Origin of the sequence: Xanthomonas sp. NCPPB 3582 (assembly GCF_041475735.2) — a bacterium.
Classification (GTDB): domain Bacteria; phylum Pseudomonadota; class Gammaproteobacteria; order Xanthomonadales; family Xanthomonadaceae; genus Xanthomonas; species Xanthomonas codiaei.
On record NZ_CM192968.1, the window covers coordinates 1,571,357 to 1,585,587 of the forward strand.

Annotated in this window: 12 protein-coding genes and 1 pseudogene; 3 read left to right on the forward strand and 10 right to left on the reverse strand. The window is 65.5% G+C overall.

From position 1 onward, the window contains the following. Window positions 1-102 precede the first annotated feature (102 nt). Complete coding sequence (locus ACCQ05_RS06540) at window positions 103-3,609, forward strand: hybrid sensor histidine kinase/response regulator (RefSeq protein ID WP_372393965.1); 3,507 nt, start codon at window positions 103-105, stop codon at window positions 3,607-3,609. A gap of 126 nt (window positions 3,610-3,735) precedes the next feature. On the opposite strand, the gene mdtD is transcribed toward ACCQ05_RS06540, so the two are convergent. Then, window positions 3,736-5,157, reverse strand: a complete 1,422-nt coding sequence (gene mdtD / locus ACCQ05_RS06545) for a multidrug transporter subunit MdtD (protein ID WP_228961932.1) — start codon at window positions 5,155-5,157, stop codon at window positions 3,736-3,738. Between the two features lie 293 nt (window positions 5,158-5,450). On the opposite strand from mdtD, the gene ACCQ05_RS06550 reads away from it, so the two are divergent. Further along, complete coding sequence (locus tag ACCQ05_RS06550) at window positions 5,451-7,136, forward strand: helix-turn-helix domain-containing protein (protein WP_372393290.1); 1,686 nt, start codon at window positions 5,451-5,453, stop codon at window positions 7,134-7,136. Here the strand turns inward: ACCQ05_RS06550 and ACCQ05_RS06555 are convergent. From ACCQ05_RS06555 to ACCQ05_RS06580, 6 genes are all read right to left on the reverse strand, one after another. Then, the gene (locus tag ACCQ05_RS06555; RefSeq protein WP_372393291.1) at window positions 7,133-8,917 is read right to left on the reverse strand and encodes a hypothetical protein; all 1,785 of its coding nucleotides are present in this window, start codon (window positions 8,915-8,917) and stop codon (window positions 7,133-7,135) included. The two genes, ACCQ05_RS06550 and ACCQ05_RS06555, sit on opposite strands and share 4 nt — an antisense overlap. A 40-nt stretch (window positions 8,918-8,957) precedes the next feature. Beyond that, window positions 8,958-9,644, reverse strand: coding sequence for a glycoside hydrolase domain-containing protein (locus ACCQ05_RS06560; RefSeq protein WP_372393292.1), 687 nt, complete (start codon window positions 9,642-9,644; stop codon window positions 8,958-8,960). A 56-nt stretch (window positions 9,645-9,700) separates the two neighbouring features. Next, the gene (locus tag ACCQ05_RS06565; RefSeq protein ID WP_228961929.1) at window positions 9,701-10,756 is read right to left on the reverse strand and encodes an NUDIX hydrolase; all 1,056 of its coding nucleotides are present in this window, start codon (window positions 10,754-10,756) and stop codon (window positions 9,701-9,703) included. Between the two features lie 4 nt (window positions 10,757-10,760). Beyond that, a complete protein-coding gene (locus ACCQ05_RS06570; RefSeq protein WP_506191544.1) occupies window positions 10,761-11,117 on the reverse strand; it encodes a hypothetical protein in 357 nt (118 codons plus the stop codon). A 275-nt stretch (window positions 11,118-11,392) separates the two neighbouring features. Beyond that, window positions 11,393-12,463 (reverse strand): hypothetical protein, encoded by a 1,071-nt coding sequence (locus tag ACCQ05_RS06575; protein WP_372393294.1) that lies wholly within the window; start codon window positions 12,461-12,463, stop codon window positions 11,393-11,395. 19 nt (window positions 12,464-12,482) lie between these two features. After that, the gene (locus ACCQ05_RS06580) at window positions 12,483-12,830 is read right to left on the reverse strand and encodes a hypothetical protein (RefSeq protein ID WP_104541798.1); all 348 of its coding nucleotides are present in this window, start codon (window positions 12,828-12,830) and stop codon (window positions 12,483-12,485) included. 74 nt (window positions 12,831-12,904) lie between these two features. Between ACCQ05_RS06580 and ACCQ05_RS06585 the strand changes: the two genes are divergently transcribed. Further along, window positions 12,905-13,153, forward strand: a complete 249-nt coding sequence (locus ACCQ05_RS06585; RefSeq protein WP_372394243.1) for a hypothetical protein — start codon at window positions 12,905-12,907, stop codon at window positions 13,151-13,153. Window positions 13,154-13,415: 262 nt separating this feature from the next. Here the strand turns inward: ACCQ05_RS06585 and ACCQ05_RS06590 are convergent. The 3 genes and pseudogenes from ACCQ05_RS06590 to ACCQ05_RS06600 form a co-directional block, all read right to left on the reverse strand. Further along, a pseudogene (locus ACCQ05_RS06590) lies at window positions 13,416-13,577 on the reverse strand (RebB family R body protein); the annotation flags it as partial. Further along, window positions 13,574-13,819, reverse strand: coding sequence for a RebB family R body protein (locus ACCQ05_RS06595; RefSeq protein WP_104541802.1), 246 nt, complete (start codon window positions 13,817-13,819; stop codon window positions 13,574-13,576). The pseudogene ACCQ05_RS06590 and the gene ACCQ05_RS06595, both read right to left, overlap by 4 nt. Before the next feature lie 23 nt (window positions 13,820-13,842). Next, on the reverse strand, window positions 13,843-14,178 hold the full coding sequence (locus ACCQ05_RS06600) for a hypothetical protein (protein WP_372393295.1): 336 nt from the start codon (window positions 14,176-14,178) through the stop codon (window positions 13,843-13,845). Between the last annotated feature and the right edge of the window lie 53 nt (window positions 14,179-14,231).

The window sequence follows — 14,231 nt, forward strand, 5'->3', positions numbered from 1 at the left end:
GCGCCCACTTGTCGTGAAACTGATCCGGTGCGCCTCCTGACCCGCCTTGCCCATTGGCTGCTTGCTGCGCTCTGGTTGTGCCTGTGTCTGGCCGTGCTTCCGGTGCAGGCGCGTACCCCGGCCACGCCGGTGCCCACCCAGTTGACGATTGCCGACGGACTTCCCTCCGACACGGTCAATGATTTCGCCGAGGACAAGCAGGGCTACCTGTGGATCGCCAGCGATGACGGGCTGGCCCGGTTCGATGGCCGCAACTACCGCATCTGGCGGATGGAGGATGGCCTGACCAGCAACGTGATCTGGGGCATCTGCGTGGATGCCGAAGATCGCGTATGGCTGGGCTTCGAGGACGGAGGCGTCGGCTTCCTGGACGCAAGGACGCGCAACTTCCAGCGGCTGGAAGATCCGCAGTTTCCGGAACTGCGCGATGCCATGGTGTGGACATTGGCAACGGCCTCGGATGGCGCTCTGTGGATCGGCACCGCCAAGCAGGGCGTATACCGCTATCGGCCAGGCGGGCGCATGCAGCACTTTTCCACAGCCGCCAGTGAGCCGCACCGACTGCCATCCGACAGCGTGGTGGGTTTCGAAGCCGCCGCTGACGGCTCGATGTGGATCGGCACCTGGGGTGGACTCGTGCACTGGGACGGTCAACGCATGCAGCGTGTGCCGCTTCCGGTGGCAGAGCAGGCCGTCAACAGGCTCTACATGGAACCGGGCGGCAAGGTGCTATGGGTTGGCGACCTGGCCGGTCATGCATTCCGGCTCGATACCGCCGGGCGATCCATCACGCGCCCATGGCAGAGCGCTGCGACCGAGCCGCAGGTCAGGAGCGTGCTGCTGCGCGATCGACGCGGGCGCTACTGGCTGGACATCGACGCTGGCCTGGGCATCAGCCCCGACGGGTCGTCCGTCGGCAAGGTGCCGACCTACAGTGCATCGGCGCACGGCCTGGTCAACCGGAACTGGATCACCTCCTATCAGGATCGCGAGGGCGGGCTGTGGTTCGCCAGCCTTGAGGGCGGTCTGTGGCATCTGCCGCCGCGGTGGGACACCTTTGCGGTGTTCTCGCATCACAAGGATGACGCGCAGTCGCCGACCAACGCGTCGATTACCGCCACAGCGCCATCGGCCGCAGGTGGTGTCTGGGTGGCAGGCTCGCATAGCGCGCTGGAATACTTCGATCCGGCGACCGGGCGGGTCAAGCTGCATCTGCCCAATATCGATCCGGTGCGCATCCCCGACACCGTGTTCGAAAGCAGCCAGGGTGTGGTCTGGATCGGCGTCCAGGGAACGCTGGTGCGGTACGACCCGCACACACGCCAGCTCGAGCGCTGGCCGCTGTTGCAGAGTGTCGATCCGGCGGCCGATCCCGACAATGCGGGCAGGCCGGGCCGGATGGCCGAAGATGCGCAAGGGCGCATCTGGGTCGCGCTGATGACCCAGGGCATTCAGCTGTGGAGCGGCCAGGGGCAACTGCTCAGGACCATCGACTATGCAAGCCACGGCCTGAAGGCGCTGAGCGTGCTGGACATGCGGATGGGACCGGATGGGCAGATCTGGCTGAGCAACAACGCCGGACTGTGGCGCTGGGACCCGCAGGCCGACCGGTTCGTCGCGGTTCCCGGCGCCGCTGATCTGCCGACGTATGTGTTCCGCCTGAGAGATGGCGGCATCGTCTGGGTGGGGCTGGCGGGCGAGTTGCGGCGGTATCTGTGGGATGGCGCGCAGCTCAAGCATCTGGATACGGTGGGCAAGGAGCAGGAGTTTCCCAAGGTGGCGCCGACCGGCATGGTGGTCGACGCCGGTGGCGTGGCCTGGGTCTCCAGTCATCGTGGACTGATCCGTGTCGATCCCGGCAGCAAGCTGGTGCGCGTGTACAACGTGCACGATGGGCTGCCCAGCTCGCCCATGCAGGTGGCCTCGCTGGTGCAGGCAAGCGGCGGGCAGATACTGGGTGGCACGTCCGATGGCGTGGTGGTGTTCGATCCGTCCACGATGCGCCCCAATCTGCGCCGGCCGCAGTTGTTGATCGAACGGGTAGGGCTGCGGCGTGGCGAGCGTGGGCTGGATGTCACCGGCGCCGCGCCGCTGCAGATACAGGACGGCGACCGCGACCTGCACATCGTGGCGCGCATGCCGACCTTCACCAATCCCGAATCCACCAGCTACCGCTTTCGCCTCAGCGGCTACGACCCGGACTGGATCGATGTCGGCCCCAGCGGCGAGCGGCTGTTCTCGCGGCTGCCTGCCGGGCATTACGTGCTCGAGGTGCAGGGCCGCACGGCCGACGGTATCTGGTCGGCCAGCCAGAGCCTGCGGTTCCAGGTCATGCCGCCGTGGTGGCTATCGCCATGGGGCCTGGCGGCCTTGGGCTTGCTGGTGCTGTGCATCGTCACCGGGGCGGTGTTGCTGTACCGCCGTCGCCTGCGCCGCTTGAGTGCCTGGCAGCTGGCGGTGCACAAGCAGGAGCTGGCCGAGCAGGCCTCGCTGGCCAAGACGCGCTTCCTGGCCACGCTCGGCCATGAAGTGCGCACGCCGATGACCGGCGTGCTGGGCATGAGCGAGTTGTTGCTCAAGACCGCGCTGGACACCAGGCAACGCAGCTACACCGAATCGATCCGCCGTGCCGGCGCGCACCTGCTGCGGCTGGTCAACGACGCGCTGGATCTGGCGCGAATCGAATCCGGACGCCTGGAACTGGACCTGCAGCCGTTCTCGGTGCGCCAGCTGGTGGCCGAAGTGGAAAGCCTGATGGCGCCGCTGGCACAGGAACGCGGCCTGCGTTTCAGCCTGGAAGTGGGCCTGTTGGGCGATATCACCGCCAGCGGCGATCCCACCCGCATCCGGCAGATCCTGCTCAACCTGCTCAGCAATGCGATCAAGTTCACCGAGCGCGGCGTGGTGGGGCTCAAGCTGACCACGCTGGGCTCGTACCAGGGCCTGCGCTTCGAGGTGGCCGATACCGGCCCGGGCATCAATGCCGACCAGAAGGCGCGGCTGTTCCAGCGCTTCGAACAGGGCGACGGGGCCAAGACCACCTCGCGCTACGGCGGCAGCGGCTTGGGCCTGGCGATCTGCCAGGAACTGGCCCTGGCGATGGGCGGGCATATCGAAGTGATCAGCCGGCTCGGTGCGGGCACGCGCTTCATCGTGGACCTGCCGCTGCGCTGGGTGAACTCCAGCGCCCCGCTCGCTGAGGCGGCGCAGACGGCGACGGCGCTGGCGCCGCAGCGCATCCTGCTGGTGGAAGACGACCCCACCATTGCCGAGGTCATCGTGGGCCTGTTGCGATCGCAGGGCCATTCGGTGGTGCACGCACCGCACGGGCTGGCGGCGTTGACCGAGGCGGCCGACAACAGCTTCGACGTCGCCTTGCTGGACCTGGATCTTCCCGGGCTGGACGGCTTCGCACTGGCGCGGCAACTGCGCGTATTCGGCTACGAGATGCCGCTGATCGCAGTGACCGCGCGCTCGGACGAAGCCGCCGAACCGGCCGCGCAGCAAGCCGGTTTCGATAGTTTCCTGCGCAAGCCGCTGACCGGAGACATGCTCGCCGACACCATCGCCGAAGCGCTGCGGCGCGCTCGGCTGCGCGAGGATGGGTAGACATTACCGCTCGACGTGCGCGCTACAGCGTTGTAGCGGCAGCGCTGGCACGGCGAAGGAAAGAACTTCCATCAGGATCGACAGCCATGCTGCGGAGACGCGCGTGTCACCGCCGCACGCACTTCACTACTCGGCAACCGCTTCGACCTCCTTCGGATGCGGTCGTGTCTCGGCCAGCTGCCAGAAGATCAGCGTGGAGGTCAGGGTGATGCCGCCCACGCATAGGAAGGTGGCATGCAATGCAGCGGTGGCGCCGTGCGTATCGCCCAGGTGTGTGTTGAACGCGGCCAGCAGGCTGCCGGCTGCCGCCGCGCCGAAGCCGGTCGCCAGCATCATCACCATCGACAACAGGCTGTTGCCGGGGCTGGCCTGCTCGCGGTCCAGGTCGCGCAGGGTGACGGTATTCATGACGGTAAACTGCAGCGAATTCACCCCGCCGAAGCAGGCCAGCTGCAGCAGCCGCACCCACAGCGGTTGGCCGGCCTCGATCAGCGCGAAGCTGGCCATCGCCAGGCCCACCAGCACGGTGTTGACCATCAGCGTATTGCGGTAGCCGAAGCGCCCCACCAGTTTCACCGCCGCGCGCTTGGCGGCCATGCCGGCCAGCGCCACCGGCACCATCATCAGCCCGGCGTGCATGGGGCTCATCTCCAGGCCTACCTGCAGCAGCAACGGGATCAGAAACGGCATCGAGCCGCTGCCCACCCGTGCGAACAGGTTGCCCAGGATGCCGATGCGATAGCTCGCCACCTTGAACAGCGCCAACGGAAACAATGCATTGGCCGCGGTGCCGGCATGCAGCCAGTAACCGGCAAGCGCGGCCAGCCCACCGATCGCCAGCAACATCACGAAGGCATGGCGCAGGCCGGGCTCGGCGATGCCGTCCAGCGCCAGCGACAAGGCCACCATGCCGAACGCCAGCATCAGATAGCCGACCAGATCGAAGCGCTTGCGCGCGTCGCCGTAATGGTCCGGCATGATCTTCAATGCAGCGATGAATCCGAGGGTGCCGATCGGCAGGTTGATCAGGAACACCCAGTGCCACGACGCCACTTCCACCAGCCATCCGCCCAGCGTCGGGCCGATCAGCGGGCCGATCAAGGCGGGAATGGCGATGAAGCTCATCGCGCGCAGAAAGTCTTCGCGAACCACCGTCTTGAGCACCGCCAGCCGCCCGACCGGCAACAGCATCGCACCGCCGATGCCTTGCACCACGCGCGCGGCCACCAGCTGCGGCAGCTGGTGCGCGACAGCGCATAGCAGCGAGCCCAGCGTGAACACGATGATGGCGGCCAGGAAAGTACGCCGGGTGCCGAAGCGGTCGGCGATCCAGCCCGAGGCCGGGATGAACATCGCCACCGCCAGTGCGTAGCTGAAGACCACCGACTGCATCTGCAGCGGGCTTTCGCGCAGGCTGCGCGCCATCGACGGCAACGCCGTGTTGACGATGGTCGCATCCAGCATCTGCATGAAGATCGCCAGCGACACCAGCCACAGCAACGGCTTGGCTTCGGCATAGGCACGCACGGCGGGAGCGGGGTGGGGCATGGGCATCGCCATCGGAAAGATTGCGCAGTATCTGCTGGGCACTGTGCAGGAAGTCGCAACGCCATGCATCACGCCGTTGCATGAGCCCGCCGCAGCGCTGCATGGCTGCAGCGGCAACGAGTGAGACGCGTCTCACCCAATCGAATCGTGGAGGGACCGGGTGCCACGAATCGTCGGGACAGGGCAGTGGTGGCGTGTTAATGCCCGATCAGGCTTGCAACATGCGGTCGATTCGCAGGCGAATCCGTTGCCCCTCCACGGGTCCAGCCACCGCAAGCGAGGAGCGTCCCTGGTTGTGGCGGATCGATCGAAGGCAGGCGAGGCGCATTGGACCGCAACGCGGAATCGACCGGTGGAGCGTTGCCGACGGTCTGGTCAGGGATGGCGCGACTTGGGTATGGCCGCCTTCCGAGCGCGCCAGTATCAGGTCGAACACACCCATGGAAAAACAGGTCTTCGAGGTATTGCAGCGTGCCTATCTCCCCGGCGATCCCCTGGCAGAAATGCTGGAAAAGATCGCTGCGGAATTGTCGCGGAGCGGGAGTGCGAGTGGTGCGGCGTGCGGGATTGTCGCAATGGAACATGGCGGTCCATCGACTGTGGATCTGGAGCAGACGCACACAACGATCACGCGGTGTTTTCCCGTCCGGCATGCCCGCCACGTGCTCGGCACATTGAACGTGGTGCCGGCCGAGGGCGGGTTGACTCCGCAGGCGGAGAGGCTGTGCCAGCAGGTCGCCACGTATTGCGGGTATCTGATCAAGCGCGACGCCGCGCGCGCGTTGGCGCAGGAGCGGTTCGGTCGATCGACGTCGATCGTGGGCGTGAGCGAAGAGGTCTGGGCGATCGACGCCTTCGTCGAGCACGCGGCGTACAGTCCCTTGCCGGCCATCGTGCGCGGCGAGTTCGGTACCGAAAAGGAACAGGTGGCGATCCTGCTGCATGCCGCTGCGCCCTGGCGCGATGGGCCGTTCGTGGCGATCGATTGCAGCGCTCCTGCCGACGCGCCGGCCGCATGGTTCGAGCGCGCAGCCGGAGGAACGTTGTTCCTGCAAGGTGTGGACGATCTCGACGACGCCTTGCAGCGCCAGTTGGCCGGGCAGCTTCGGGGCTGCTGCAGTACCTGGTCTGCGTTAGGCAGCGAGGACTTGCCCCGAATAGTAGCTTCCACGACCGCCGATCCATCGCGCCGCGTGCGCGCCGGACGCTTTTCGCGGGCGCTGCTCTCGCAACTGGATGTCCTGTCGTTCGAGCTCGCGCCGTTGCGCAAGCGGCGGGCGGACATCGGCTTTCACGTCGAACGCGTGCTGCATCGGCAGGGATTGGATCACGGTCAGGTGGTCACTGAGGCGCTGATGGACGCCCTGATCCACTACCCATGGCCCGAAAACCTCCAGGAACTGGAGCGGATGGTGCTGCGGCTGGCGGTCATGACCGCTGGCAGGCCGGTGGGGGTCGCCGACATCCAGCGCCACGCACCGCGTCTGTTGGAAGGCCGGTATTACGAAGCGCAGCGCGATGTGCGCTCAGCGATGCCATCGCAGGCCGATGTTCCGGTCAAGCCAACGCCGCCGGAAACCCCGGTCGACTGGATCGCCGGTCTTCCGCACCGCCCCGGCCAGCGCCTGGCCAGCCTGCACGACGCACTGCGGCGCGCCCTGGTGCATCTGGGCGAGCACTACGCCGAGCCGTTGACCCTGGGCGACCTGGCCCGGCAGGCGCACGTCAGCCAGTCGCATCTGGGCTTTTTGTTCCGCGACGAACTCGGCACCCCGTTCAAACCGATGCTGCAGCAGCTCCGCATCGAAAAAGCCAAGGAGCTCTTGCATCGGCAACCGAAGCTGCGCATCACCGAGGTGGCGCTGAAGGTCGGCTTCGGCGACCTGAGTCATTTCGAGAAGAGCTTCCGGCGACTGGTAGGGGTGAGTCCGCGTGAGTTCCGTAACGTCGGTGCCCAGGTCGGTGCGTCACCGGTCTAGGCGTCGGGTAGCAGCGTCTTGATGGTTTCGTGCTGCTTGGACAGCAGATCACGCAGCACGAACTCTCCGATCAGCGCAGCGGCCGCCTTGCGCTGACCGTCGATGTCCAGCAGCGCTGCATATGCATTGGCTGGATCGGACGCGCTGGAATAAAACGGTGCCTGCGCGTCGGTGGCGGTGGTGAGAGTCAAAAAGGCGATGGCTGTTTTTGCGAACGGCGGTTTTTTGTGTTTGACGAACACCACCAGTGTGCACTCGTAGCTGAGCCCTCCTACCCGTGGCGTGTTGTGTGGTTGGGCCAGGACCTGGACGTCCTCGCCAAGCCAGCGTCCGACCGCTTGCTCGAATGCGGCAATGTCCAGCCCTCGTAGCTGTTTGTGGGTCACCCGTGCCACCGCCGCCATGTCGACGCCGGAAAAGCGCAGTTGGTCGATCGCCAGATAAGGGCTCTGGGCGAGGATGCTCATCAACCGCAGATCATCGCTGGAAGCGGCCGAAAGCACGACCGGCCCAGTGAAGGATGCCGACAGTAGCGTGAGCAGGGTGCCGGTGCCGTAGCGTGCGGCCTGGATGCGTGTGCGCGTGGCATCGGTGGGTTGCCCGTTGACGTAGTCCGGTGCGGCTCCCAACGCGCGTGCACGCACCGATGCCATCAAAGCGTTCACCAGCGCGGTGGCGTCGTCGCCAGCTTGCCCGACGTGTCTCCCCGCCATTTCATTGAGCACATCTTGAAAATGCGGTAGCTGCGCTTTGGAGGCGTACCAGGCGTGGATGGCGGCCACGCGCTCGCGTCGCTTGGCCTCCTTGTGTGCGCCCAGTGCGAGCGGGTCGCTGGCGATCTCGCACAACATCAGCAGATTTTCGCGCAGATGATAATCCAGGTCCGGTAACGGCAATTGCCAGCGCTCCTGCGCGCCGCCAGCAGTGGCGATGGTCAGGTGGCCGTTCTCCATCTCCGACCAGATCGCGATCGCTTCGATCGTGTCGCGGCGCGGCAGGCTAACGTCGATCAATTCCATCAGGATGCCGCGTGGACTGGCCGGCTGCGTAACAATCCGGTCGACATAGGTTTCCATGAGGTTGGCGTGCCAGGTGTAACCCAGGCGATAGAGCACGAACGGCTTGATTCCGTCATTCAGCACGATCCCTGGCGGGGATGGTTTATCGCGCTCGCCGATCGTGGCGATCTCCACGCCGGTGTAGGCGGACAGGCCGGTGCGGTCGCGCTCGAAGACGCGGCGCAATGTCTGCGGCGCGTCACAGGTGACCAGACACCTCACGTCGACTGTGTTCGGACTCCATTGCGCGCGTGGAATGGGGTAAAGCTGCTCCGACAGCGGAGATTCGAGTGCCGTCAGCAGACCAAGCTCGAAGGCGATGAGGACGCCGGCCTTCTGCATCTCATCGACGACGATGTCTTCGATTTCCGCATGCAGCGCATCCTGCACGGACGTGGGAAGCCAGGGGTCAATCGCGACCTGCGTGTCCCAATCCGAGCTTCCCGAATCGAACAGGTGCTGGTCCTGCCCTTGCAACAGGTCCATGCATGCTGTGAATGCATTGCCGCCTTTGATGTAGAAACGTGCCAGCGGCTGGTCGCCGCGCAACATGAATCGCTCGCGCACCGCGATGCATAGACCCGCGATCCGATCCTGGATGGTGCCCAAGGCCTGGATCACTGCAGCGCGCACGTTGGGATAGCGCGCCGCGTCGTTGATCCGCTTGGTCAACTCGCCGCTGATCGCACGGCGCAGTTGTTCTTGTTCGGAAGATTCCTTCATGGCGTGGCCTCGGCTCGCAACGGGTGGAGGATGCGCTTGCTCAGGGAGCGCTTGGATCTGCGGCGTCGGAGTAAGTGAGGTCGATCTGCAGACCATCGCAGGGCGTCCCCGGCAGCGAAAGCACCGCGTTCTGTTCGCACTGCCAAAGCGCGGCATGCGCATAACCGCAGCCCGCTGGATCGCATGCGTTCAACGTCTGGATATCGCCGGCGTAAGTGTGGGTATTGGCATTGGCGACGCGCCAAGCCCAGATTTGCAGCGCCGGCCCCGGCGCGAGTGCGGCAACCAGGCTGGCGGCCAGCACGTGCGAGCAGTACAGGCCTGGCGCATAACCCGCAGCGACCAGTGCCGCGATCCAGGCGCGGATGTAGACGATTGCATCGGGACTGGGGGAGCTGCCGTCTTCCCAGTCCAGATAGACCGTCGCCCCAAAGGGAAAGCCCTCTTGATGGGCCAGGGCGGCCGCGTTTGCGCCGTCTAGGCTGCCCTGTGCTGCAGTCACGGTATGCGAGCCCGGCCCAGTGGTCTGCTGGCCCAGATAAACCGGCGCCAGCCCCCACCCATTGGCGACCAGTGTTGGCCGCCATCCCATCCAGCCAGTGTCGGCATGGCTAGGTGCCGGCGCCAGGTAATAGCCGCACCATGCCAGGGAGGTATTGGCCTTCAACCAAGCGAGCGCGGGCAGTCCAGGAAAGCGGTCGGTGTCAAAGCCGATGTGGAAGGTCATGGTGGAACTCCGCGTCTATAGAGTGGTGGTGGAGCAAGAAATCCAGTAGCGAGCAATCAACGAAGGGATTGCAGATGGAGTGCGATCAGCTCGTACCAATCGATGGCCTGGCGTCTGCCTCGCTGCCAGCCTCTGTCATGCCTGCTCGGAGAGGGCGCGTCGGGCAGTGGTGGATAGGCAATGCCGGCCTTGGCGTAGGCCGCTTCTTCGATAGCGGAGCGCGTCAAGAATTGATAGGCGCCTAGATGTTTGGCCAGTTGCGATTTATTGACGCGTTGCACACACGCAAGCTCCCAATCGCAGACCCCACTGCCGTTTGGTCGATTGACCCCGACGCGTGGAATAGTCGCCTGATTGATGGATGTCACGATGGCATCCAGATCAAGTTTGGTAAAGAAGCACGCCAGCCAGAACGACTGACCTTGTGTGTCGGTCAATTTGACGGGTGGATCGCCTGGGAAGTGACTCACATTGTCGAGCGAGAAACCGGTCTCCTCGGCAAATTCGCGCCGCGCCGCTGCCTCGACAGATTCGCCGCCGTGGATGCCGCCACCGGGCAACGCCCATTGACCCGCTTGGTTGACGATGCCTGGTGGCTGGGAGACTGCCCAGCTGCCGATGTCAGACGCGATCGAGTTGGCCTGCGCGCGCGGCGTATTCCATTGCAGGGGATTGTCGACGGCAGCGGCGATGCTGGATGCAAGCGCATCGGTATCGCATCTGATGCTCGGAGCGAGCGCAACGCCGTTGCCACGTGCAATCGTCACATCAATGAGGTTTCTGATGGCGAACAGCGTGTTGTCGGCGATCATTTTTCCGTCGGGACTGGTGATGCACGCGTCCCTTGCGATCTTGAGAGCACTTGCTGCATCGGGAAAGACAGCGATGCCGTCAGAAAAAACTCCATTTGCCGCTTGGTAGGCCGCACTTAGCCCGGCATGGGCGGTGTTCCAGTTCTGCACTGGATTTGCATTGATCTCGCAGACCACCGTCAGTGCTTCCACTGCCAGCACCGGTGCCGCATATTCTGCCCACCACCGATTGAGTATGCGTTTGCGCGCGATCAGATAATGGCCGGCCCCGTCCGACACCGCCGCATAGACCTGTGGCATGCCATCAGCTCCGATCTGGCGTCGATTGGGGCGACCCATTGGGTGACAGCGAGTTGGGTATGCCGGCGCTCATCGCCTGCTCGGCCTGCTGCTGCGTGGCGGCAACCGCGGCGGCGGCAGCCTGGTCGGCCTGCTGCAGTGCCTGGTTTGCGCTGTCGACCGCCTGATTGTTGCCGGCTGCGGCGGTCGCCGCGGTCGCGGCCTGCATGGCCGCCCGCACCGCCATATCGCTGGCCGCCATCGCCTGGTCGATCTGGGCTTGCGCCGCCTTCAGCGCGGCTTCGATCTGCGACGATCCTGATGGTTGCACCGTGGTGGCTGGTGTCGGGTTCGGGGGCGTGGGCTGGGTATCGTCGGACATCTTGGTGTCTCCTGAAGTGGAAGCGGAATGGATCGGCGCGAGGTCATCGGTACGCGATGGCTGCATCGGCGCGGCGCGTGGTGCGGCTTGAGTTGGGTGCTGCGCTGCAAGCGCGCGCAGCATTTCGCCCAGTGCGTGTTCGGCTTGCGACATGCCCTGGCGTGCGGCCGCCAGGGCAGCGGCGCGACCTGCATGCACCGCGTCGCGGGCCGCGTCGGCGGCGCTGATCGCAGGCGGGGCCTGTTCGGTGGTCGCGGGGAGCGAACTTGATGCGTTCACTCCGAGTCCTCCGTTTCCGCAACCTGCGACGCACTACTGGATGCAGGTGCGGCACCGAAATCGCGCAGCGAGATGACGCCGCCGTTGACCTGCAGCACTGCGGCCAAGGCGTCGCTGTGCATCGCGAACGTGCAGCTGTTGCCATCCTGGCCCAGTACGCCGCGGCTGGGCCGGTTGGCGGCCAGGAATGCCTGCGCAGACTGCATGTAGAGGCCGATCGCGTCGCTCGCCGCCTGGTCGCCGCTGTCGCCGCGGTAGCGGGTGTGCTGGACGATCTGCTGGGCCGCCAGCGATAGCCGGGCGAAGCCGATCTGGCGGCCGCGCGCCAGCCACTCGGCAACGCTGCGTTCGACCTCGCTGGGCGAGGGCAGCCCCTGCACCTGTGGGCAATCCAGCGTGCCGAACAGCTGCGGCAGGAGTGTCTGCAGCGCCGAGGCCGCCGCATGCGCGCGTTCGTCCGCAGCGGCGATGTTGGCGGCGCAGGCCAGGTAGAAGCGGTAGTAATCGCAGAATTCCAGCGGCGTGCGCGCCTGCTCGACGGCGAATGCCGCCGCTTCCTGCTGCAGTGCCGGCGTCACGTCGGCCGGTGGCGGGTCGGCGGCCAGCTGGCGCAGTGCCAGGCTTTCTTCCAGATCCAGCGACTGGAATACCGCAGCGCCATCGACCTTCAACTGCGTCAGCAGGCTGCGGCCTGCGGCCAGGTCGCTTGCGGTGTACAGGGCATTGTCGCGGAAGATGCGCTGCAGCTGCGCCTTGACCACCGAACCGGTATCGCCGGCTTCGGCCTGCGCCAGCGTGCCCAGGTCGGTCGGGCTCAAGCTCATCAGCTTGACCGGGCTGACCTTCAATTCCAGCTGCGGCAACAAGGCCAGGCGCGAGCCGTGCAGGCCTTGCTGCACTTCGTCGAGCAAGCTGCTCTCGTCGGGAAAATCGTAGCGCACGCCGGGCGACTGGATCGCCCAGGCCAGCCATTGCGTGCCGCCATCGATGAAGGCCAGGCACTGCCTGCCCAGCGTGGAGAGCATGGTCGGCATCGAGATCAGGCGGCCTGCGATTGAAACGGACATTGCATGACTCCTTGTGGATTCAACCGGCGGGGAAATTCTTCAGTACCAGGCCGGCCGCCGAACCGATCTTGGCGAAATCGTCGGTGGCGCTCTGCATCAGCGACTGCGCCTGGGTGAGTGCGGTGACGTACTTCGCGTCGCCGGTCGCCAGGTACTGCGCCATCGCCACGCCGACCGCGGTGGTTGCGATGGTCGAGACATTGCGCAGTGCATCGGTGGCGTCCTGCACCGCGATGGCCGTCGATTGCGCCACGGATTGGTAGGCCTTTCCGGCCCCGCTGGTCAGCACGACCTGCGGGCTCATGGTGGCCATCTGGGTCTGGTTGATCACATCGATGACCTGGGCATTGACCTTGCTCGGTTCCATCTCGGCTCCCGTGGATTGATCGGCGGCCTGGCAATGAGGCCTGGTGGTGAATCGCGCCCCTACGCAGATGGCTTATGGCGGAGGCGGCGTTGCAGGTGCAGGTGCAGGTGCAGATGCAGGCACAGATGCAGATGCAGGTGCAGCAGGAGCAGCAGGTGCAGGTGCAGGTGCAGGAGTGGGTGCGCCAGCAGCTGCGGCTGCGGGTGGAGCTGGGGGTGGAGCAGCAGGAGCATCAGCAGTGGCAGCATCATTGGGGGCAGCGCCGGGGGCGGGGGGAGTGGCAGGCAGCGGCGGCGGTACGCTCAGCGCATGCACTTCCATGAGATCGGCGGTCGCGGTTGCGGCGTCGGCCGAGGCGCCTTGCGCCTGGGTCTTCAACACGTCCACGGCCGTCTTCGCTTCCGCCGCTGCAGCAGCGATCAGCGCTGCCGGCGGGGGCGGTACGGGCGGTGGGCCAGGCAACGGCGCAACGGTCGGCGCTGGTCCGGGTGGTGCAGGCGGAGGCGGTGGTGCAACCGGGAACGGTGCCGAGATCATCTTGGCGCAGGCCGCGGTGATCGCGGCGGCATTGATCATGCCGGCGCCCTGCTGCCGATTGACGGCGTTGTGCATCGCCATGCCCAGCGTTTCCAGCATCACCGCATCGAGCATGGCCAATGCCTGCGCAGGGGCCTGCCCGGTGGTCAGGGTCACGATGCTGCTGACCGAGTCGACGATCTGGCTGTTCACGGTACTGTCGTCGATCATGACGAAGTCGCTCCCTTCTGGATGATCAAGGCAAGGATCTGGGTGAGTGCGGCATCGGCGAGCACCTGTCCGCGTTGCTGGCTGGCGACGGCGTTTTCCATTGCAAGCGCGATGGAATCCGACAACGCCAGATACGTTGCCCCCATCGCGAAGGCCGGCGCTTGCCCAATGGCCAACGCTGCACCTGTTGCGGCAGTGCCGACCAGGCTGGCGACGCTTGCGGCACGCGCGCTTGGCTGCATGGAGGGGCACTAGCGTCGGCTTTCTAGGCCAACGATGGCCTGCGCTGTTCAACGCCGGCCGACGCAGAGAACAGAACGGTATTCTGAGGCTCGTGTCTGCCTGCGTATTGCAAGGCCACGCCATCGGGCACGCGTTCCAGAAATGCAAAATTGCCGTGCGCCACGTCGATCACGCTGTCCAGCTTGTGGCGATACACCAAGGGCTGCGCGCCGGGAATCACGGGCAGGATGCCGTCGAACTCGACGTTCATCACCGCCTTCTGGTGTGGCGCGAACGTCGCCACGATGGTGCGGCCCCGAATCAGTCTCACGACGACGTCCAGGGTGTTGGATGTGGGGATATGACGTAGTTGCAGCATGAGGCGTCCTTTCTCGATTCGACCAGCCAGATGCGTGGAGGTGACGAGGGCAT